The following is a 20,011-nucleotide window of genomic DNA, read 5'->3' as shown; positions in this document are numbered from 1 at the left end:
CGTGAGCGCCCCCGCCCTTCGGGCCGCCAGGGTGGAGCCACGGCGACAGGTCGTCCGTGCCGGGTCTGCATTCACACCGCTCGGACGGCGCCGGCGCCGGTTGTTCTGGCCGTTCCTGCTACCCGCACTCGTGACCTACCTGGGGTTCTTCATCGCCCCGGCGGCGGCTTCGATGTGGATCAGCTTCCACCGCTGGGACGGGGTGGGCGAGATGAGCCCGCGCGGCCTGGACAACTACCGCACCCTGCTCGGCGACTCGGCGTTCCTCGGCGCCTTCGTCAACACCATGATCATCCTTGTCCTGGTGGGTGCCTCGACGTTCGCGATGAGCTTCGCGCTCACCATGGTGTTGCGCGACATGCGTGGCCGCCGCTTCGTCCGCGCGGTCCTGTTCTTCCCCTACATCGTCGCGCCGGTGGTGCTGTCGGTGCTGTGGGGATTCCTGTTCCGCAGCCCGGAAGGGCTGTTCAGCGCCGCGTGGAACGCCCTCACCGGCAGCCCGGGCCCGAACTGGCTCGGCGAGCACCTGTTCGCGGTCATCCTGGTCGGCCTGATCTGGGTGAACACCGGTTTCTACACCACGATCATCATGGCCGGCGTCGACCGCATCCCGCCTGACCTCTACGAGGACTGCGCCCTGGCCGGTGCCACGGCGTGGCAACGCTTCCGTCACGTCACGCTGCCGCTGTCCTGGGAGGTGGTGGCCACCGCTGCGGTCCTGTGGACGATCTCCTCACTGAAGATCTTCGAGTTCATCTACGCCTTCGGCGGCACCACGAACGACATGCCCACGCTCGAGGTATGGAACAGCGCGCTGTTCGTGTACGGCTCGACGTTCGGCGGCCGGGTGCCGCAGTACCAGTTCGGCTACGCCTCGGCCTCGGCGGTCGTGACGCTGGCCGCCATGACCGTGCTCGTCGTCCTACTGCGCCGCCTGATGCGGCGGGAAGCGGTGCAGTTCTGACTCGGAGGTGGATTCTGGTGGTCGCGGAGCGGGTTCCGGTGCAGACAGCGCGATCGCCGCTGGCAGGCGGGCCGCGGCGTGGACGCGACCGGCGCCGCGGTGAGCATGGTCCGCTGCGCCGGCTGGGCACGGTGCTGGTGTGGCTGTTGGCGGCCTTCAACATCGTGGTCCTGCTGTGGATGTTCCTTGCCGCCCTGCGGGACCACACCGCCATCTTCCGCTCACCGTGGGGACTCGACACTTTCGGTCAGTTCGGCAACTTCGTCAAGGCGTGGACGGACAGCAACTTCGGGCAGGCCGCGCTGAACACCGTTCTGCTCGTGGTCGGAGCATCCGTCGTGGTCGTACTGCTCTCCGCCCCCGCTTCCTACGTGCTGGCCAAGAGCAGGAGCCGGATGTCGGGCGCGATGGCCGTCTTCTTCGCCATGGGAATCGGCATCCCGGTGCAGGTCATCATCATCCCGCTGTTCGTGATGATGCAGGAGGTCCACCTGGTCAACACCCTGACCGGGTTGTTCGTCCTCTACGTCGCGCTGTCCGTTCCCTTCACCGTCTTCCTGTTGAGCGGTTTCTTCGGCTCACTGCCCGAGGAGCTCGAGGAGGCCGCCGCGATCGACGGCGCCGGCGCCATCCGCACCTTCGTCCAGATCGTCCTGCCCCTGGCCCGCAACGGACTACTGACCGCGCTCATCCTCAACCTCATCGGGCTGTGGAACGAGACGTTCATCGCGCTAGTCTTCATACAGGACAGCGCGAAACAGACACTGTCCCTGTCATTGCTGGGGTTCCTGCAGACACAGCAGTACTCGGGCGCGGACTACGGAACCTTGTTCGCCGGCGTGTGCATCCTGGTGCTTCCCATGCTGGCCCTGTACCTGTGGCTCGGCCGGCGGATCATCGAGGGTATGACGGTTGGGGCCGTGAAGTGACCCGGCTATGGACCGACAGCATTCGGCTTCCGATCTCCGCGGTGGGGCCCGAGAACCCGCTGCCGCCACTCGCCGGGATGCTGGATCCGCCGTACAAGCCCGACTTCTCCGAGGTACCCGACGAAATTGAGAACGGAGCCCGCTACGGACAGGTCAGCACGGTCGTGCCCTACCTCGTCCAGGACGGGTACCAGCGGTCGCCGGAGATGACGACCACCGACGCGGTGGTGCTCGAGAACGCGCGCCTGCGCGCGACCTTCCTGCCGGGATGGGGCGGAAGGCTCTGGTCGTTGATCGACAAGGATCGGGACCGAGAACTCCTGCACGTCCCGGCGATCGTGCAGCCGGCCAACCTCGCGCTCCGCGGTGCGTGGTTCCCCGGGGGCGTGGAGTGGAACATCGGCACCCGGGGACACAGTCCCTTCACCTGTGATCCCGTCCACGCAGCAGTGGTGGCTCACGTTGGCGGCCCGGTGCTGCGCATGTGGGAGTACGAACGCATTCGCGGGGTGGTCTTCCAGATCGATGCGTGGCTTCCCGAAGACTCACCGGTACTGCTCGTCGGGGTGCGTATCCGTAACCCCTCGTTGGATACGGTCCCGATGTACTGGTGGTCGAACGCCGCCGTAGCCCAGCGCGACGACCTGCGTGTACTGGCACCGGCTACTCGCGCGTTCCGCACCTCCTACCGCGGCCAGCTGGAGTGCGTGAACGTTCCTCTCCAAGTCGGGGAGGACGCGTCACGGCCCCTGCGAGCCCGCACAGCAGCGGACTACTTCTACGACCTGCCGGCCGAATCGAGCCGGCCCTGGATCGCCGCGCTCGACACAACCGGTTACGGCCTGGCGCAGATCTCGACGCCGTTCCTGTCCGGCCGGAAACTGTTCGTGTGGGGGGAGACCGTCGGAGGACGCCATTGGCAGGAATGGCTGGGTGGCCCGCACCCCACTCCATACTGTGAGATCCAGGCAGGACTTACGCGCACCCAGTATGAGCACCTGCCAATGCCGCCGGAAGCGGAGTGGGCCTGGGTGGAGGCGTACGGGCCGGTGACGGCTGAGCCCAACGCTGTCCATGGAGCCGACTGGTCGGCCGCGCTCGCCGCGGTGGAGGACGTGCTGCCACGACGGGAACTCCTTGATGGTGCCTTTGCCGAGTTTCGAAAGAACGCCGACCAGCCACCACAGGGCATGCTGGGCCACGGCAGCGGATGGGGCGCGTTGGAGGAGATCCGACGCGAGCGCGCCGGAGAGGCACCCCTGTGCGGACCCGGGGCCCCGTTCGGCGGAACCTTGGGGCCGGCACAGTGGCCGTGGTTGACGCTCGTGGATACCGGCGAACTCCCCGAACCCGCCCCGGAAGATGTCCCGGTTTCCTACATCCTCGGTGCGGACTGGTCGTCCCGGCTCATGCGGTCACCCCAGCATTGGGCTACCTGCTACCACCTGGGAGTGATCGCCCATGCGGGCGGCGACCTGGAGACCGCACGTCGCTACTACGAGACCTCGCTGGTCCATGTGGAGACCGCGTGGGCGTGGCGCGCGTTGGCCCTGGTCGACTCCGTCCACGGCGGGAAGGCCGACGCTGTCGAGGGGATGCTGGCCGCACACACGCTCGCCCCCGGCATCCGGCAACTCGCCGTCGAAGCCGCCGAGGCGCTGATGACCGCCGATGAACCGAAACGAGCGCTGCAACTGATTGCCGAGCTACCCGCCACGGTCGCCGGGCACGGCCGTGTCCGACTCACCCGGGTCCGGGCCGCCCTTGCCGCCGGGCTTCGCGACGAGGCGGCACGGCTGCTCCGCGGGGGCATCGAGGTGCCCGACCTCCGGGAGGGCGAAGTCAGCCTCGACCAGCTGTGGGCCGAGGCGTGCCCAGGTGAGCCGCTACCCACCCGCTACGACTTTCGGATGAAGTGAGCAGCCCGGGTCGGGCAACCGCAAGCCCGGCAGGCAAACCAGAAACTGGCGACAAAGAAGGAAAATCGGTGGAGTGCCCGAGTGCGGGGCGTTTTACCCGTACTCCACCCAGAGATTGTGCTTGGTAGGTCAGGAAAGCCGCGCGGACAGGTCGTGGCGCGGTCAGCTGTTGGTCATGATCTTCTGCAGCGAATCCAGCGCCCGGCTCGCCGTGGACTTGACCGTGCCGCGGCTGATGCCCGTCGCGGAGGCGATCTCCGCCTCAGTCAACCCGCCGTAGTACCGCAGCACCAGCACCTCGCGCTGCCGCGGCGGAAGCTGCGAGAGTGCCGTCACCACCGCCTGATGTTCCGCCGTCAACATGGCCAACGACTCTGCGGAACGTGCCGTCGTGGCGTGCGGCGGCGTGTACTCCCGTGCGGTCTTGCGCCGGCGCAGCACCGAGCGACTGCCGTTGACCACGGCGGTGCGCAGGTAACCGACCGCCGCCGCGGAGTCACGCAACCGTGACCAGTGCCGGTACAGGCCGGTGAACGCCTCCTGCACCACGTCCTCGGCGGTAGCGGCGTCGTCGACGAGCAGGATCGCCAGCCGCACCAGCCGCATCCGGTGCTGCCGATAGAGGTCCTCCAGGGTCAGCGGCCCGCTGGCCGCCGCCGGTTCCCGGTCGAGCGTGCGCAGGTGCCCGAGCGTCCGCTCGACCGTGCGCTCGACCCCCTGCTCGTCACTGTTCCGGCCGGTCACCTGCATGACGGTACCTGTAGCGTCGCCACGACCGAGCCACCCGCCAGTGAGGAGGGCCATATGACCCGGTTCGTCGTCGAGCTGGCCTACGGCGGCCGCGAGCGGCTGCTCGCGGTGCGCCCCGCGCACCGCGAGTACTGCCGGCAGCTGGCCGAGCGCGGGATCTTGCTGGCCGCGGGGCCGTGGGCGGACGACACCGGGTCGATGCTGGTCTACCAGGTCGCCGACGCCGACGAGCTGCGCCAGGTGATCGACGCCGACCCCTACACGAAAGCCGGCGTGATCGAGCGCACAACGGTCCGGGAGTGGAAACCCCTCCTCGGGACGTGGCCCACCGCCTGAGGGGTAGCGGTCAGGACGAGGCCGTGGTGAGCCTGTCCAGCTCCTCGGGCGTGAGCGCGAGATCCACCATCGGCAGGATCTCGGCCAGCTGTTCCGTCGTCCGCGCGCTGGCGATCGGTGCGACCACGGTCGGCTGCGCCGCCAGCCACGCCAGGGCGACCGCTGCCATCGGCGTGCCGTGTGCCCGCGCGATCTCGTCGAGCGCGCCGAGCACCCGCGCGCCCCGCTCGTCGAGGTACTGGGCGGCGCGACCGGATCGGGCACTGCTGATCTCGGCCCCGGGTCGGTACTTGCCCGTCAGGAAGCCCGAGGCCAGTGCGAAGTACGGGAACGACGCCAGCTTCTCCTGTGCCACCAGGTCGGCCAGCTCGCCCTCGTACTTCGGCCGCTCCATGAGGTTGTACTCGGGCTGGAGTGCGACGAACCGGGCGAAACCCTCGCGGTCGCTCACGGCCAGCGCCTCGGCGAGCCGCGGCGCCGAGTAGTTCGACGCGGCCACATGGCGGACCTTGCCCTCCTTCACCAGCGCGTCGAACGCCGCCAGGGTCTCCACCAGCGGGGTCTTCTCGTCGTCGCGGTGCGCGTAGTAGAGGTCGATGTGGTCGACGCCGAGGCGGCGCAGCGAGTTCTCGGCCGCGGAGCGGATGGTTCGGGCATCCAGGCTGTCGTACCCGGAGAGCATGCCCACCTTCGTCGCGACGACGATCTCGTCCCGGTTCCCGCGGGCGGCCAGCCAGCGACCCAGGATGGTCTCGGACTCCCCACCGGAGTTGCCCTCGACCCACTCCGTGTAGACGTCAGCGGTGTCGACGAAGTTGCCGCCGGCGGCCGCGTACGCGTCCAGCACGGCGAAGGACTCCTCCTCGCCGGCGGTCCAACCGAACACGTTGCCACCGAGGCAGAGCGGGAAGACGTCGAGAGTGGTGCCGGAAATATTGGTCACGTATCTAACCTAGATGTGGACGCAAGTAGGTTTCGGGGTTCGAGTCAGTCCGGGAGTTCCACCCGGTGGCAGAAGGTGAAGCGGACCCGCGCCGCTCCTGGCGGCCCTCACGGCCGGCCGGCGGCCCGGGTAGTGCCGAGATCCATGTCGATTCCGGTCGCTCCCCGTATGCCGAGATCAGCGAGCTGCCGTGGCCGTCGCCGGCTTCCGCGGGGCGGGCAATTGGCACTTCCGAGTGAATCCGTTCAGCCGAGCCGGTCCGTGCCGCCCCCGATCGGCGCAGCCCGCACTGGATCGTGCCGACCAGCGGCGGCGGGTTGCCGCAGGTCGTCGCATGTCAGCTGGGCCGCCGCCGGGCCTCACCCGGACCGGGAAGGCTCGTAGGATGCGCAGAAAACGGCAGGGCCCGCCAAGGAGGACGACCGATGCCCATCGCGACCCCCGAGGTCTATGCGGAGATGCTGGACCGGGCCAAGGCGAACAGCTTCGCCTACCCGGCCATCAACGTGACCTCGTCGGAGACGCTCAACGCCGCACTGCGCGGCTTCGCCGAGGCCGAGAGCGACGGCATCATCCAGGTGTCCACCGGCGGTTCGGAGTTCCTCTCCGGCACCAAGGTGAAGGACATGGTGACCGGCGCGGCCGCTCTCGCGGAGTTCGCGCACGTGGTCGCCGCCAAGTATCCGGTGAACATCGCGCTGCACACCGACCACTGCCCGAAGGACAAGCTGGACGGCTTCGTCCGGCCGCTGGTCGCGCTGAGTAAGGAGCGGGTGGCCGCCGGGCAGCACCCGCTGTTCCAGTCCCACATGTGGGACGGCTCCGCGGTGCCGCTGGACGAGAACCTCGAGATCGCCGCCGAGCTGCTCGCCGAGTGCGCCGCCGCCAACATCGTCCTGGAGATCGAGGTCGGCGTGGTCGGCGGCGAGGAGGACGGCGTCGCCAACGAGATCAACGAGAAGCTCTACACCACGGCCGAGGACTACCTGAAGACGGTGGATGCCCTCGGTACCGGCGAGAAGGGCCGCTACCTGCTCGCCGCCACGTTCGGCAACGTGCACGGCGTCTACAAGCCGGGCAACGTCAAGCTGCGTCCGGAGATCCTCAAGCAGGGGCAGGACGTGGTGGCCGAGAAGCTCGGCCTGGCCGCCGGCTCCAAGCCGTTCGACCTGGTGTTCCACGGCGGCTCCGGCTCGCTGCTGGAGGAGATCCACGAGGCGGTCTCCTACGGCGTGATCAAGATGAACATCGACACCGACACCCAGTACGCCTTCACCCGGCCGATCGCCGGCCACATGTTCACCAACTACGACGGCGTACTGAAGGTGGACGGCGAGGTCGGCAACAAGAAGACCTACGACCCGCGCAGCTACCTCAAGCAGGCCGAGCAGGCCATGGCCGCCCGGGTGGCCAAGGCGTGCGAGGACCTGAAGTCGGCCGGCCGGATGATCGCCGGCTGACGATCGGGTTGCGTACCGCGGCCCGCCGGCGCACTGCGTGGCCGGCGGGCCGTCGTCGTCGAAGGCGGCTGCTCCGGCCGGTGGAGTCCCGCGACCACCCGGTCGTGAGGCACCATGTCGGGCATGACGTTGCACGGCAACCTGCTCGGTCCCGAGCCCACCCTGCTGCCGGAGAACCCGGAGCCGCAGGCCGCCCTCGAGCGGGGTGAGGCCCCCGCCGACGTGGCCCGCGCCCACCCCGAGTTCAGCGCCGCCTGGGCCGCGCTCGCCGAGCGGGCGCTCGCGGCCGGCGACCCCGTCGCCGGCTACGCCTACGCCCGCACCGGCTACCACCGCGGCCTGGACCAGCTACGCCGCGCCGGCTGGAAGGGACACGGCCCGGTGCCCTGGTCGCACGGGCCGAACCAGGGCTTCCTGCGGGCGCTGGCCGCGCTGGCCCGGGCCGCCGCGGAGATCGGGGAGGAGCCCGAGTACGAGCGGTGCCGGCAGTTCCTGGCCGACAGCGACCCGGCCGCGCCCGCCGCGACCGGGCTGACCTGAGCGGGTGGCCATGGTCGCGCCGATCACCAGGTTGCGCCCGCGGTCCGCGCACTACTACCGGTTCCGGACCCGCTGGCTGGTGCCCGGCAACACCGCCGAGGTGGCCGACGTGCTGTTCGACCCAGCGGACCTGGTCCGCTGGTGGCCCTCGGTGTACCTGGCGGTGCGGCGCATCACCCCGGGTGCGCCGAGCGGCGTCGGCGCCCGGTACGACCTGCACACCACGGGCTGGCTGCCCTACCAGCTGCGGTGGCGGATGCACGTCACCCGGCGGGAGGCCAGGCGGACCCTCTTCACCGCCACCGGCGACCTTGCCGGCCGGGGCGAGATCCGGCTGCGGCAGCGTGGCCCGGACGTCGAGGTGAACTTCGACTGGCGGGTCCGGGCGAACAAGCCGCTGCTGCGGCATGTCTCGCCGGTGCTGAAGCCGATCTTCGCCGCCAACCACCGCTGGGCGATGGCCAGGGGTGAGCGGAGCCTGCTGCTCGAGCTGGAGCGGCGCCGGGCACGGAACGCGGACGAGCTGGCCAGGGTGCCCGCTCCGCCGCGGCGAACGCCGATCGGCATCATGCCGTTCGCGGTGTCGGCCGGTGCCATTGCCGGGCTGCTGTTGACCTTGTGGGCTTTCCGACGTCGCTGAACGTCCTTTTTTGTGCCACCCCGTCGCCTTTGCGCGGGCTGTTTTTCTCGTTCGTACCACTCTTCCGCCGCCGGTCGGCCGCTGTGTTGTGGGGCGTCCCGCGGGCCGTGCGCTGACCTCGTAGAACCCTCATCGGACGCGGGTGTGGGCCAGGCGCGAGAATCACGGCCGTGGACGGGGTGCGCGAGGGGATCCGGCGTCGGGCGCGACGGTTGTACCGGAACGCGTTGCCGATCCTGCAGTGCTCGATCGCCGCCGCCCTGGCCTGGCTGGTCGCGAAGGACGTGGTGCACCACGAGCGACCGTTCTTCGCGCCGATCGCGGCGGTCATCGTCCTCGGCGTCTCGCTGGGGCAGCGGTTGCGCCGGGTCGTCGAGCTGGTGGCGGGGGTCAGCGTCGGGATCGGCGTGGGGGACATGCTGATCTCCCAGATCGGGTCGGGGCCGTGGCAGATCTTTCTGGTCGTGGCGCTGGCCATGGGCACGGCCGTGTTGCTCGACGGCGGCAGCGTCATCGCGTTGCAGGCGGGTTCCTCCGCGGTGCTGGTGGCGACGTTGCTGCCACCGCACGAGAGCGGCGGTCTCGACCGGATGGTGGACGCGTTGATCGGCGGGTTCATCGGTCTTGCTGTCACCGCGTTGCTGCCGGCCAACCCGCTGACCGTGGCGCACCGGTATGGCAGGTTGGTGATCAGCGAGCTGGCGGCCGCGCTGCGCGGAGCCGCGGAGGCGGCTGTGGAGGGGGACACCGGACACGCGGCCGCCGCGCTGAGCCGGGCGCGGGGCAGTCAACGGCTCCTGGAGGACTTTCGGGCCGCCCTGGAGACCGGGTCGGAGATCGCGACCATCGCCCCGATCCGGTGGCGGCGGAGGGGAGAACTGGAGCGGTACCAGGCCGCTGCGGTGCCGCTGGACTACGCGATGCGCAACACGCGTGTGCTCGTGCGGCGCACGCTCGCCGCGCTGCGGGACGGGGAACCTGTCCCGGCCGGCCTGCCGGGTGTGCTGCGCACGCTTGCCGAGGCCGCTGAGAGCTTGCGGGACGAGCTGGCGGCGGGAAAGGAACCGGTACAGGCGCGGCGGGTCGCACTGCAGGCGGCCAAGGCGGCTACGGGTGAGCTGGCCGCCGGCACCGGATTCTCCATGCGTGTCGTGGTGGCCCAGCTCCGGTCGATCGTCGTCGACCTCCTGCAGGCCACCGGTGTCAGTCGCGACGACGCGGTTTCCGCCCTGCCAGCCCTCAACCGCCCCGGAAAGCAGTGAACGCGTACCACGATCTCGGAGCGGTGAGACCAGCCCGGGCGGCTAACTCACTCCGAGCCGAGTAGTGGGAGTCAGTGCCTCGCCGCGACCTGCCCAGCGCCGCCGTGGAAGCGAGGCGGACCGTGCGCGGGATCTCCCTCGGCGCTCGCGGATGTGATGGGCACGATCGCCGGGCCGGGGCGAGCCGCGTAGCGGCGCCGCCGTTCAGCCGAGCGGGCGGTGGAGGACGCCGAGGAGCGCCGTGTGGATCGCGTCGTGGTCGCGGGGATCGTGCAGCTTCACCTCCGCCGCACTGATCCGGTACCACTCGTCGGCTCCGGCGTAGCGGATTTCGACCGTCACCATGCCGTCCTCGGTGTGGCTGGTGCGCAGCTCCAGGTCTCCGGTGATGACCCCGACCTCATCGGTCATCACCCCACCCGGGGCCGCCTTGAACTCCGAACTGCGTTGGCTGCTCATCACACCAGGATGGCCGAGGGGCCGCCCCCTCGCGCCACGACGCGTCCCGGTGCTCTCCGCCGAACCACGCCAACAAAGCCAAACGCGTGGGCCGCCCACGCCCGAAGACGCCAAACGGCCCACGCGCCAGGGAAAGCCAGTTCAGCACCGGCCGAGCATGTCCGAGAGCGCACCCTTCTCACTGGACGTGATCGTCAACGAGTACTGGTGCTTCACGTGCACCCACATCCGCGCGTAGGTACACCAGTAGGACGTCAGCGGCGGCTTCCACTGGTCCGGCGACTGGTCGCCCTTCGCCCGGTTGACCGTGTCCTTCACCGCAATCAGCTGCGGGTCGTCCAGATCGTTGGCGAAGTCCCGCCGCTTCGCGGTCGTCCACGACGACGCCCCGGAACGCCAGGCGTTCGCCAGCGGAATCACATGGTCGATGTCAATTTCCGATGCCGAGGTCTGCGTCGAACCGTCGTACGCGCTGTACCAGCGACCCGACACCGCGCGGCACTCCGAGTCGGTCCGCACGTTGGTCCCGTCGCGCTTCAGCACGGTCTCCCGGGTGTTGCAGGCACCGGAAACCGTGATCCAGTGCGGGAACTTGTCCCGCGAGTACCCGGTCATCGAGCCCGGCGCGGCAACCCGCAGGGACGCCAGCTCACTCCTGGCCGTGGCCGCGCTCGGAATATTGGGCGGTGCCGCAGTGGCCTCGCTCGGCTGCGCGAGCGCGACGGCGGCCGAGAGCAGGGGTACCGCGAGCAGAGCACGTAAGACTTGCTGGAACGCCATCCGGACCTCCCCAGAATCGTGATGGCCTCCTACACAGGGTGAGAAGACAGTCACCCGTGCGAATGGCGGCTGTGATTCAGAAGAGTGACGTGTCCATGTCCGGATCGGGAACCCTGCGTTCTTCGGTCACCCGGCGCCGCGCGCCAGCCGCAGGTCCTCGGTGTGCCGGTACCAGGTCCACTTGTCCATCAGCCGCGGGTGCGACACACCGTCCTTGACCACCCGCGCCGGGACGCACCCGATCTGCACGGCACGCCCCGTCGTCGTCGACACCCGCTTACCCAACAGCCACCGGTGCACGACCCGCACGACCAGGCCGGCACCCCGCTCGGGGTCCGGCGTCACCTCCAGCCGCGACGCCTGACCACGCAGCACCCGCTCGTCATCGCAGTAGGCCACGCCCCGGATCGGGCTCAGCACGCCCAGTCCCACGAGCACCCCACCGGTGTCGTCCCGGATCAGCGGCACCTGGTCCGGCTCGCCCGCCAACGCCACGGCCACCGCCTCGCCGGGCTCGGCCGGCAGGCTCCACAGCCCGGCCACCTCCGAGGACCGATCCGTCGGCAGGTAACCGACGACCACCTCGGCCAGCCGCTCGGTCCGCAGCAGTCGCAGCACGACGGCGGCCAGGTCCGCGTCGGTGCCGACCACCACCAGCCGGCGCCCGCCCAGCTCCCGCAGGACCGGGTCCACGGCCGCGCGGTCCGGGGTCGCCGGCACCTCGTGCACCGGCATGAAGTCACGCAGCGTCAGTGCCGCCCACGGTCCGTGCTGTGACGCCGTTCCGCAGGAGAGTGCGACCACATCCATCGTCTGGCTCCTGGTTTACCCTCATCCACCGGCATCGCTCGTCGAGTCCGACTTGGAGTTTCACATGCCGGCGATCGTCCTCATCGGCGCCCAGTGGGGCGACGAGGGCAAGGGCAAGGCCACCGATCTGCTCGGCGAGCGGGTCCAGTGGGTCGTGCGTTACCAGGGTGGCAACAACGCCGGGCACACCGTGGTGTTGCCCGACGGGCAGGACTTCGCCCTGCACCTCATCCCGTCCGGCATCCTCACGCCGGGCGTCACCAACGTGATCGGCAACGGCGTGGTCATCGATCCGGGCGTGCTGCTGGAGGAGCTCGCCGGCCTGGAGGAACGCGGGGTGGACACCTCGCGCCTGCTGGTCTCGGCCGACGCGCACCTGATCATGCCCTACCACGTGGCGATCGATAAGGTCACCGAGCGCTACCTGGGCAAGGCCAAGATCGGTACCACCGGCCGCGGTATCGGCCCCTGCTACCAGGACAAGATCGCCCGCGTCGGCGTGCGCGTGCAGGACCTGCTGGACGAGAAGATCCTGCGGCAGAAGGTCGAGGCCGCCCTGGAGTTCAAGAACCAGGTGCTGGTCAAGGTCTACAACCGGCGCGCGCTCGACCCGAACCAGGTGGTGGACAGCGTCCTGGAGCAGGGCGAGCACTTCCGGCACCGCATCGCCGACGCTCGGCTGCTGCTCAACCAGGCCCTGGACCGCGGCGAGACCGTGCTGCTGGAGGGCTCCCAGGGCACGCTGCTGGACGTCGACCACGGCACCTACCCGTTCGTGACGTCCTCGAACCCGACCTCGGGCGGCGCCTGCACCGGCGCGGGTCTGGGCCCGAAGCGGATCACCACGGTGCTGGGCATCCTCAAGGCGTACACGACCCGTGTCGGTTCCGGACCGTTCCCCACCGAGCTGCACGACGAGTGGGGCGAGCGGTTGCGCAAGCAGGGCGGCGAGTTCGGCGTCACCACCGGCCGTTCGCGCCGGACGGGCTGGTTCGACGCGGTCATCGGCCGCTACGCCTCCCGCGTCAACGGCGTCACCGACTACTTCCTCACCAAGCTGGACGTGTTGTCCGGTATGGAGAAGGTGCCGGTGTGCGTGGCGTACGAGGTGGACGGGCAGCGCGTCGACGAGATGCCGATGACACAGACCGACGTGCACCACGCCAAGCCGATCTACGAGGAGCTGCCGGGCTGGTGGGAGGACATCAGCCACTGCCGCACCTTCGAGGACCTGCCGGCGAACGCGCGCGCCTATGTGGAGCGGTTGGAGGAGCTCATCGGTGCCCGGATCTCGGCCATCGGCGTCGGTCCGGGCCGCGAGCAGACGATCGTCCGGCACGAGTTCGCCTGAGCCGTACCAGCGTCACCGGTTGTTCGCACGGTCTGCTGACGTAGCGCGTCTGTCATGGCGCGAACCGCCGACACACCACCGAGGTCGAGGTGGTGGATGAGGAACAGGTTGCCCGAGCAGGTTGGTTGGCGGGATCACGGCCGCCAACCAACCCGTCGACGTCGGGGCCGCAGGGCCTGATGATTGGCAAGATCGCGTGGTCCTGCCGAGCTTGTCGTGACCGGCCATGCCCAGTTCGATATCGGACAATTCCACTCTCAGGCACGTTCCGCCCGCGGGCGAACCGGTTCTCGCTCGATATCTCGGCGACCGGTGAATGTCGCCACCCGATTGTTCCGATCCGTGAGACCGGGTGGCCACTTGTTGACAAGCCCCTGGGACGCCGAGACGATCGACTCGTGACCGAGCGCGATTTTCTGGTGGCGCGCCTGCACGTCGACCTGCGGCGGCAGGCCAGCGCCATCTGTCGCGCGCACTGAGTCCGTCATCGGCACCGCGAATCGCCGCCCCCCGCTGACCCTTCTCCCGCGCCGGTGACCACCAATCGACTGTGGTCTCGACGGTTCCCGTGATTCGACCTTCCGACTCGTGGAGACAATTCGTGTCACTCCCGACGGCCGGCACCCTCACGCGTGCGGAAACGGCCACCGAGTCCCGCACCACTCGTCGCTTCCGCATCCCCGCCCCACGCCGATGGCTCAGCCCGGTGCTGCTGCTCGTGCTGTGGCAGGTGACCAGCGGCACCGGGGTAATGCCCGAGGACAAGCTGGCCGCCCCACTGACCATCGCGCGTTCGGCGGGTGAACTCATCGCCAACGGCCAGCTGCTGGAGGCGTTCCAGGTGTCGATCGGCCGCGTCGTGGCCGGTCTCGCCGTGGGCGCCGCACTCGGTGTGCTGCTCGCGCTGATCGCCGGCCTGTCCCGGTGGGGAGACGCCCTCGTCGACCCACCGGTGCAGATGTTTCGGGCGCTGCCGTTCCTCGGCCTCATCCCGCTGCTGATCCTGTGGTTCGGCATCGGCGAAGCACCGAAGATCGCGCTGGTCGCGCTCGGTGTCGCGTTTCCGCTCTACCTCAACGTGCACGCCGCGGTCCGGGGTGTGGACCCCCGCCTTCTCGACGCCGCCAAGGTGCTCGGTTTCACCCGCTGGGAACGGCTGCGGCACGTGGTGCTGCCCTCCGCGGCGCCACAGGCGTTGATCGGGCTGCGGCAGGGCCTTGCCGCGGCCTGGCTGTCGCTGATCATCGGCGAGCAGGTCAATGCCGACTCCGGCCTCGGCTTTTTGATCAACAACGCCCGCGACTTCCTGCGCACCGACGTCATCGTGGTCGGCCTACTGGTCTACGCGCTGCTCGGGCTGGCCACCGACGCGCTGGTGAGACTGCTGGAAAGGAGGGTTCTCCGGTGGCGGACCACGACCGGGAGCTGACCGCGGCACGCCTGCGCGGCGTGGGGAAGACGTTCGACGGCCGCCGCGTGCTCGACGGCATCGACCTCACCCTGGGCGCCGGCGAGTTCGTCGCCCTCCTCGGCCCCAGCGGCTCAGGCAAGTCCACCCTGCTGCGCCTGCTGGCCGGCCTCGACAACGACTTCGACGGCGAGCTGACCGTACCCGGCCGGGTGTCCGTGGCGTTTCAGGACCCCCGCCTGCTGCCGTGGCGGCGGGTCGGCGAGAACATCGCGCTGGGCCTGCGCCGGACCGACCCGCGCGAGGCCGCCCGCCAGGCGCTGGCGGAGGTTCGCCTCGATCACCACCTCAACTCCTGGCCGTCGACCCTCTCCGGCGGCGAGGCACAGCGCGTGTCGCTGGCCCGGGCCCTGGTGCGCGAGCCCGACCTTCTCCTGCTCGACGAACCGTTCAGCGCCTTGGACGCGCTGACCAGGCTCGTCATGCACCGGCTGGTGTCCGAGTTGTGGCAACGGCATTCGCCCGCCGTCCTGCTGGTGACCCACGACGTCGACGAGGCCCTGCTCCTCGCCGACCGGGTCCTGGTCCTCGGCGGTGGGCGGATCGCGGCCGAGTACCGGATCAGCGAGCCGCGCCCACGCCGTCGCGTGGAGTTCGCCGAGCTACGGCAACGCATCCTGGGTGATCTGGGGGTGAACGCGAGTGACGCGGCCTAGCTCGATGCTGATCCTCCTTGCGCTGCTGGCGCTTCTCACGGGCTGCCCGGCGGCTCCCACGGCACGGAAGGCCCCGGTCCCCGCCCCCGTCGGCCAAGCCGAGCTGAAGAACGTGGTGTTGCGGGTGGGAGACCAGAAGGGCGGCTCGAAGTCCCTGCTGGCCGCAGCGGACCTGTTGCGGGACGTGCCGTACCGGATCGAGTGGTCCACCTTCACCTCCGGCCCGCCCCTGCTGGAGGCCGCCTCGGCCGGAGCCGTCGACATCGGGGGCGTCGGCAACACGCCCCCGATCTTCGCCGCGGCCGCGAACGCCAAGGTCTCGGTGGTGGCCGCTGCCCAGGGTGATCAGACCGGCGATTCCCTCCTGGTGCCCGCCGACTCCCCACTCCACCGGCTCGCCGATCTCCGTGGCCGCACCATCGCGGTCGCCAAGGGCAGCTCGTCGCATGGCGTGCTGCTCGCGGCACTGCGCCGCGCCGGCCTGAGGCCCCGGGACGTCACGATCGCGTACCTGACACCTGCCGAGGCGTACGCGGCGTTCAGCCAGCATCGGGTGGATGCCTGGGCGATCTGGGAGCCCTACACCTCCCAGGCACTGCAGACCACCCGTGCCCGCACGCTGGTCGACGGACGTGGCCTGACCAACGGGCTGAGCTTCCAGGTCGCGGGCCTGGCCGCGCTCGCCGACCCCGGGCGCAACACGGCGATCCGCGACTACCTGGTACGCCTCGCCAGGGCCATGGCCTGGTCTGCGCTCCACCCCGAGCAGCGGGCCGACGTGTGGTCGACCGAGACGGGCCTCCAGCGCAGCGTGACCAAGGCAGCGGTGGACCGAGGCGTCGACCTGGCGACCTCGCTCGACCAGCGCGTCGCCGACAGCGAACAGCGAATCGCCGACGCGTTCTTCGAAGCCGGCCTGCTCCCCGACCGCGTCACCTTCGCCGACTTCGTCGACACCAGACACAACAACGACGTACTCGCCGCCGTCCGCCCATAGTCCCTCGACAGTCCACAGTGGAGAACGCAATGAGCATTGTGCTGCATTGGTTTCTACCCACCGCCGGCGACGGTCGAACCGTGCTGGACCGGTTCCATTCCTCGGCCGAGGCCGGAACCGCCGCACTCCGCGAACCGGATCTCGACTACCTCGCGCAGATCGCCCGTGCCGCCGAGCACCTCGGCTTCACCGGCGTGCTGACCCCGACCGGAACCTGGTGTGAGGACGCCTGGCTGGCCACGGCCGCGTTGCTTCGGGAAACCGAGCGGCTGCGGTTCCTGGTGGCCTTCCGGCCCGGCGTGCTCTCCCCGACGCTGGCCGCCCAGATGGCCGCCACCTACCAGCGGCTCTCCCGCGGGCGCCTGCTCCTGAACGTGGTGACCGGCGGGGACGCGGTCGAGCAGCGCAGGTTCGGCGACTGGCTCGATCACGACCAGCGCTACTCCCGTACCGACGAGTTCCTGGCGATCGTCCGGCGGGTCTTCTCCGGCAGCCCGGTCGACTTCGCCGGCGAGCACTACCGCGTCAGCGGCGCGACCCTGCTCGCCCCGCCGGACCCGCTGCCCGCGTTGTACTTCGGCGGCTCCTCCCCGGCCGCGCTGCCCGTCGCCGCCCGCCGCGCGGACGTCTACCTGACCTGGGGCGAGCCGCCCCAGCTCGTCGCCGAGAAGATCACCAAGGTGCGCAAGCTCGCCGACGAGGAGGGCCGGCGACTGCGCTTCGGCATCCGGCTACACGTGATCAGCCGGGACCGCGCCGAAGACGCCTGGGCGGAGGCGCGGAGGCTGCTGGACGCGCTCGACCCGGCCACGGTGGCGCGGGCCCAGCAACAGCTCTCGACAAGCGACTCGGTCGGCCAGCAACGGATGCTGGCGCTGCACGAGGACTACCGGCGGCGCGGCACCCACGACGCCCTGGAGGTCTCGCCCAACCTGTGGGCCGGGATCGGGCTGGTGCGCGGTGGTGCCGGCACGGCGCTGGTGGGCAGCCACACCGAGGTCGCCGACCGGATCGAGGAGTACCACGAGCTCGGTATCGACGAGTTCATCCTCTCCGGCTACCCGCACCTGGAGGAGGCGTACTGGTTCGGTGAGGGCGTGCGGCCCGAGCTGGCCCGGCGCGGCCTGCTCGACGAGAACCCGGCCACGCTGCGGGTGTCGGCATGAGCACCGCCAACGGTGGGAACGGCGTTTTGGCCGAGCGTGCGCAATGGCCGCTCGCCGTCGCAGCGCTTGCCGGCCACCCCAACCCGCGCTCGCGCACGCTCCGGGCGGCAACTGTGGTGCAGGAGCGCCTGGTCGCGACGCTCGTCGCGGCCGGGCGGCCGGCCGTCGCCGGTCAGGTGGTGGACGCCGCGGACATCGCACACCGCGTGTTCGACCCCGGCCAGGCCGAGTGCATCGCGGACGTGTTGGAGTCCCTGGCACTCTCCGACGTGCTCGTGGTCGCCTCGCCGACCCGCAAGGCCAGCTACAGCGGGCTGCTCAAGGCATTGCTCGACCACGCGCCGCGGGGGTTGCTCAGCTCGACCATCGCGGTGCCGCTGATGGTCGGGGCCACCCCGGCCCACGCGCTCGCGGTCGAGGTGCACCTCCGGCCACTGCTGGCGGAACTGGGCGCCACCGTTCCCGGCCGTGGGCTGCCCCTGCTGGAGTCCGATGTGGATAGTGGGGCGTTCCGGGCGGTGATCGAGCGCTGGCTCAGCGGTGCTGCGGCAGACCTGGTCGGGCTGGTCGACGCGCGTCGCTGGCTCGGCTTCCGCGACGAGGTACCGGTCCGTGCGATTGCCGCGGCCCGCGCGAGCTGGGGCGTCTGACTGCCGCGCACGAGGCCCTGGGGTGCCGCCGGTCAATCCGGTGTGCTGGCCGACGACACCGTTCTTCCGTGCGCCGGGGACATCATCGAGAGGCTTCGCGTGCCGCCCGGACAAAGTCCACGATCAGCGCGGGATCCTTGACGCCACGACTCGTCTCCACACCGCTCGACACGTCCACACCCCAGGGACGGATCATGCTGATCGCCTCCGCGACATTCCCCGGGTGCAGCCCGCCGGCAAGCATCCACTGCCCCAGGGGTGGCTCTGCCGCGAGGTTCGTCCAGTCCCAGGGCTTTCCCGAACCGGGCGCGGGAGCGTCCAGAAGCAGGATCTCCTCGCCGTGGCTGCCGCAGTAGTGGTCGGCGGTCGAGTGGCCGGCCACGCCCCGGATGAGGCGGACCGGGAGGTCGGCGCAGGCGGCGAAGTCCGCCGGCGAGTAATCCCCGTGCAGTTGGATGGCATGCAGGCCGGCGGCCATCACGGTGGTCCTGACCCAGTCCACCGGAACCCCGCGACACACACCGACACTCAGCACGTCCGGCGGGAGCTCTGCGGCCAACTCGCGGGCCTGCTCCGCCGTGACCTGCCGAGGACTCTCGGTGAGCACGAAACCGACGGCGTCGGCACCTGACTCCACGACGGCGGCCACATCGGTCGCGGTGCGCACGCCACAGATCTTGACGAACACGATCTCAACCCCCGGTCACGACGCCGCGCGAAAATCCGCGATCGCCGATCGCGGGTCGCCATCACGTACCAGTGCTTCGCCGACGAGGACGACATCGGCGCCCGTCTGGCGGTAGTACGCGACATCCTCCGGGCCACGGACGCCGGACTCGGCAACCGTGATCACCCCGGGCGGGACGACGGGTGCCAATCGCGGGAAGACCGACCTGTCGACCTCCAGCGTCGTGAGGTCGCGTGCGTTGATGCCCAGCAGCCGGGCGTCCGCCGCCACCGCACGCCGCACCTCCTCCTCGGTGTGGCACTCGACCAGTGGCGTCATGCCGAGCTCCTCGCTCAGCTTGATCAGCTCCACCAGCTCCGCCTGCTCCAGCGATACCACCATGAGCAGCACCAGGTCGGCACCGTGCGCCCTGGCTTCCCAGACCTGGTAGGGCGTCACGATGAAATCCTTGCGCAGTACGGGAATGTCCACCGCGGCCCGTACGGCGTCCAGATCCGCGAGTGAACCGCTGAACCTGCGCTCCTCGGTCAGAACGCTGATCGCCGACGCGCCGCCCGCCGCATAGGCACGGGCCAAGACGGCCGGATCCGGGATGTCGGCCAACGGTCCCTTACTCGGGCTGCGCCGCTTGACCTCGGCGATGATCGAGATACCGTCCCCGCGGAACGCGAGCAGCGGGTCGAGCGCGGCGGGAACGGAACGCGCCCGACGCTGCACGTCCTTCAACGGCACCGCCGACTCCCGGCGTTCGAGGTCCTCCCGGACGCCGAGCAGAATCTCATCAAGCACCGTGGCCATGCCGCTCATCATTCATCCGTGCCAAACGTCTGGCAATCAGCGGAATAAGAACGACGCGGTATAAAACGGCGTAAATATTGGCCACGGCGATGAATGTGGTTGTCTCGAAACGCCGTGCCACCGTCGGTGGTGCTCGGGCCGTGAACGCGGGCGACCTGTTCCGGTCCAGACGACGCTTGTGAGCAGGCAATGCCGGTCCGGGCTCGGTAGGTGCGAGCCGCCCGAACAAGGCCGGCAACCGAATGGAGCCGGGCAGTGGGGCAAGAGAGGGCGAGGGGCCGGTGGATGAACTTACCGGCCCCTCGCGCGGCGATGCGGCGGCCCGGATGCCTGCTGCGAGAACCTGGTCCTGTCGTCCTCGATGAGCCGCTGGTGCCCTCGAGAGCCTCGACATCCCCGAGCGCAGAGGTTTTCCCGCCGAGGCGAACTCCTCCGCCGCGCCTCA

At 69.9% G+C, this 20,011-nt stretch carries 22 protein-coding genes; 15 read left to right on the top strand and 7 right to left on the bottom strand.

Annotated elements, in window-relative coordinates:
• Window position 1: 1 nt before the first annotated feature.
• From IEY55_RS08695 to IEY55_RS08685, 3 genes are read left to right on the top strand one after another with little or no spacing between them, the layout of a single operon-like run.
• On the top strand, window positions 2-964 hold the full coding sequence (locus tag IEY55_RS08695) for a carbohydrate ABC transporter permease (RefSeq protein WP_189055839.1): 963 nt from the start codon (window positions 2-4) through the stop codon (window positions 962-964).
• A gap of 17 nt (window positions 965-981) precedes the next feature.
• A complete protein-coding gene (locus IEY55_RS08690) occupies window positions 982-1,893 on the top strand; it encodes a carbohydrate ABC transporter permease (RefSeq protein ID WP_229686193.1) in 912 nt (303 codons plus the stop codon).
• A 41-nt stretch (window positions 1,894-1,934) separates the two neighbouring features.
• Window positions 1,935-3,812, top strand: a complete 1,878-nt coding sequence (locus IEY55_RS08685; protein WP_189055837.1) for a DUF5107 domain-containing protein — start codon at window positions 1,935-1,937, stop codon at window positions 3,810-3,812.
• A 162-nt stretch (window positions 3,813-3,974) separates the two neighbouring features.
• Here IEY55_RS08685 and IEY55_RS08680 read toward each other — a convergent pair whose 3' ends face one another.
• Window positions 3,975-4,556, bottom strand: coding sequence for an RNA polymerase sigma factor (locus IEY55_RS08680; RefSeq protein WP_373289981.1), 582 nt, complete (start codon window positions 4,554-4,556; stop codon window positions 3,975-3,977).
• A 60-nt stretch (window positions 4,557-4,616) separates the two neighbouring features.
• On the opposite strand from IEY55_RS08680, the gene IEY55_RS08675 reads away from it, so the two are divergent.
• On the top strand, window positions 4,617-4,898 hold the full coding sequence (locus IEY55_RS08675) for a YciI family protein (protein ID WP_189055833.1): 282 nt from the start codon (window positions 4,617-4,619) through the stop codon (window positions 4,896-4,898).
• A 10-nt stretch (window positions 4,899-4,908) separates the two neighbouring features.
• Here IEY55_RS08675 and IEY55_RS08670 read toward each other — a convergent pair whose 3' ends face one another.
• Window positions 4,909-5,841 (bottom strand): aldo/keto reductase, encoded by a 933-nt coding sequence (locus IEY55_RS08670; protein WP_189055831.1) that lies wholly within the window; start codon window positions 5,839-5,841, stop codon window positions 4,909-4,911.
• Window positions 5,842-6,266: 425 nt separating this feature from the next.
• Between IEY55_RS08670 and fbaA the strand changes: the two genes are divergently transcribed.
• The 4 genes from fbaA (at window position 6,267) to IEY55_RS08650 (ending at window position 9,743) form a co-directional block, all read left to right on the top strand.
• Complete coding sequence (gene fbaA / locus IEY55_RS08665) at window positions 6,267-7,301, top strand: class II fructose-bisphosphate aldolase (RefSeq protein ID WP_189055829.1); 1,035 nt, start codon at window positions 6,267-6,269, stop codon at window positions 7,299-7,301.
• Between the two features lie 114 nt (window positions 7,302-7,415).
• Window positions 7,416-7,841 carry a DUF3151 domain-containing protein gene (locus tag IEY55_RS08660; protein ID WP_373289980.1) on the top strand — a complete coding sequence of 142 codons (426 nt, stop codon included), beginning with the start codon at window positions 7,416-7,418 and terminating at the stop codon, window positions 7,839-7,841.
• A gap of 10 nt (window positions 7,842-7,851) precedes the next feature.
• A complete protein-coding gene (locus tag IEY55_RS08655) occupies window positions 7,852-8,481 on the top strand; it encodes an SRPBCC family protein (RefSeq protein WP_229686192.1) in 630 nt (209 codons plus the stop codon).
• A 170-nt stretch (window positions 8,482-8,651) separates the two neighbouring features.
• Complete coding sequence (locus IEY55_RS08650) at window positions 8,652-9,743, top strand: FUSC family protein (protein ID WP_189055823.1); 1,092 nt, start codon at window positions 8,652-8,654, stop codon at window positions 9,741-9,743.
• A gap of 204 nt (window positions 9,744-9,947) precedes the next feature.
• Here the strand turns inward: IEY55_RS08650 and IEY55_RS08645 are convergent, their stop codons facing one another.
• The 3 genes from IEY55_RS08645 to IEY55_RS08635 all read right to left on the bottom strand — a co-directional run bounded on the left by IEY55_RS08645 (window position 9,948) and on the right by IEY55_RS08635 (window position 11,792).
• A complete protein-coding gene (locus IEY55_RS08645) occupies window positions 9,948-10,202 on the bottom strand; it encodes a hypothetical protein (protein ID WP_189055821.1) in 255 nt (84 codons plus the stop codon).
• A gap of 141 nt (window positions 10,203-10,343) precedes the next feature.
• Complete coding sequence (locus IEY55_RS08640; RefSeq protein WP_189055819.1) at window positions 10,344-10,982, bottom strand: HNH endonuclease family protein; 639 nt, start codon at window positions 10,980-10,982, stop codon at window positions 10,344-10,346.
• A gap of 126 nt (window positions 10,983-11,108) precedes the next feature.
• Window positions 11,109-11,792, bottom strand: a complete 684-nt coding sequence (locus tag IEY55_RS08635) for a hypothetical protein (protein WP_189055817.1) — start codon at window positions 11,790-11,792, stop codon at window positions 11,109-11,111.
• Window positions 11,793-11,856: 64 nt separating this feature from the next.
• Between IEY55_RS08635 and IEY55_RS08630 the strand changes: the two genes are divergently transcribed.
• From IEY55_RS08630 to IEY55_RS08605, 7 genes are all read left to right on the top strand, one after another.
• Window positions 11,857-13,143, top strand: a complete 1,287-nt coding sequence (locus tag IEY55_RS08630; RefSeq protein WP_189055815.1) for an adenylosuccinate synthase — start codon at window positions 11,857-11,859, stop codon at window positions 13,141-13,143.
• Window positions 13,144-13,322: 179 nt separating this feature from the next.
• On the top strand, window positions 13,323-13,622 hold the full coding sequence (locus IEY55_RS32945) for a putative leader peptide (RefSeq protein WP_373289986.1): 300 nt from the start codon (window positions 13,323-13,325) through the stop codon (window positions 13,620-13,622).
• Between the two features lie 122 nt (window positions 13,623-13,744).
• A complete protein-coding gene (locus tag IEY55_RS08625) occupies window positions 13,745-14,572 on the top strand; it encodes an ABC transporter permease (RefSeq protein ID WP_229686191.1) in 828 nt (275 codons plus the stop codon).
• Window positions 14,548-15,267: an ABC transporter ATP-binding protein gene (locus tag IEY55_RS08620; RefSeq protein ID WP_189055813.1), complete on the top strand. Its 720-nt coding sequence runs from the start codon at window positions 14,548-14,550 to the stop codon at window positions 15,265-15,267. Before IEY55_RS08625 ends, IEY55_RS08620 begins: the two co-directional genes overlap by 25 nt.
• Window positions 15,254-16,264 carry an ABC transporter substrate-binding protein gene (locus IEY55_RS08615; protein WP_229686190.1) on the top strand — a complete coding sequence of 337 codons (1,011 nt, stop codon included), beginning with the start codon at window positions 15,254-15,256 and terminating at the stop codon, window positions 16,262-16,264. The genes IEY55_RS08620 and IEY55_RS08615 overlap by 14 nt, the downstream gene beginning before the upstream one ends.
• Window positions 16,265-16,293: 29 nt before the next feature.
• On the top strand, window positions 16,294-17,430 hold the full coding sequence (locus tag IEY55_RS08610; protein ID WP_189055791.1) for an LLM class flavin-dependent oxidoreductase: 1,137 nt from the start codon (window positions 16,294-16,296) through the stop codon (window positions 17,428-17,430).
• Window positions 17,427-18,080 carry an NADPH-dependent FMN reductase gene (locus IEY55_RS08605; RefSeq protein WP_189055789.1) on the top strand — a complete coding sequence of 218 codons (654 nt, stop codon included), beginning with the start codon at window positions 17,427-17,429 and terminating at the stop codon, window positions 18,078-18,080. The genes IEY55_RS08610 and IEY55_RS08605 overlap by 4 nt, the downstream gene beginning before the upstream one ends.
• Before the next feature lie 82 nt (window positions 18,081-18,162).
• Here the strand turns inward: IEY55_RS08605 and IEY55_RS08600 are convergent, their stop codons facing one another.
• Window positions 18,163-18,768 (bottom strand): phosphoribosylanthranilate isomerase, encoded by a 606-nt coding sequence (locus tag IEY55_RS08600; protein ID WP_189055787.1) that lies wholly within the window; start codon window positions 18,766-18,768, stop codon window positions 18,163-18,165.
• A 15-nt stretch (window positions 18,769-18,783) separates the two neighbouring features.
• Entirely contained in the window at window positions 18,784-19,566 is a 783-nt protein-coding gene (gene trpC / locus IEY55_RS08595) for an indole-3-glycerol phosphate synthase TrpC (protein WP_189056095.1), read from the bottom strand.
• Between the last annotated feature and the right edge of the window lie 445 nt (window positions 19,567-20,011).

Origin of the sequence: Longimycelium tulufanense, assembly GCF_014645795.1 — a bacterium.
GTDB classification, from domain to species: domain Bacteria; phylum Actinomycetota; class Actinomycetes; order Mycobacteriales; family Pseudonocardiaceae; genus Longimycelium; species Longimycelium tulufanense.
The sequence above is the reverse complement of the archived record's forward strand: the minus strand, read 5'-3'. Positions and strand labels throughout refer to the sequence as shown.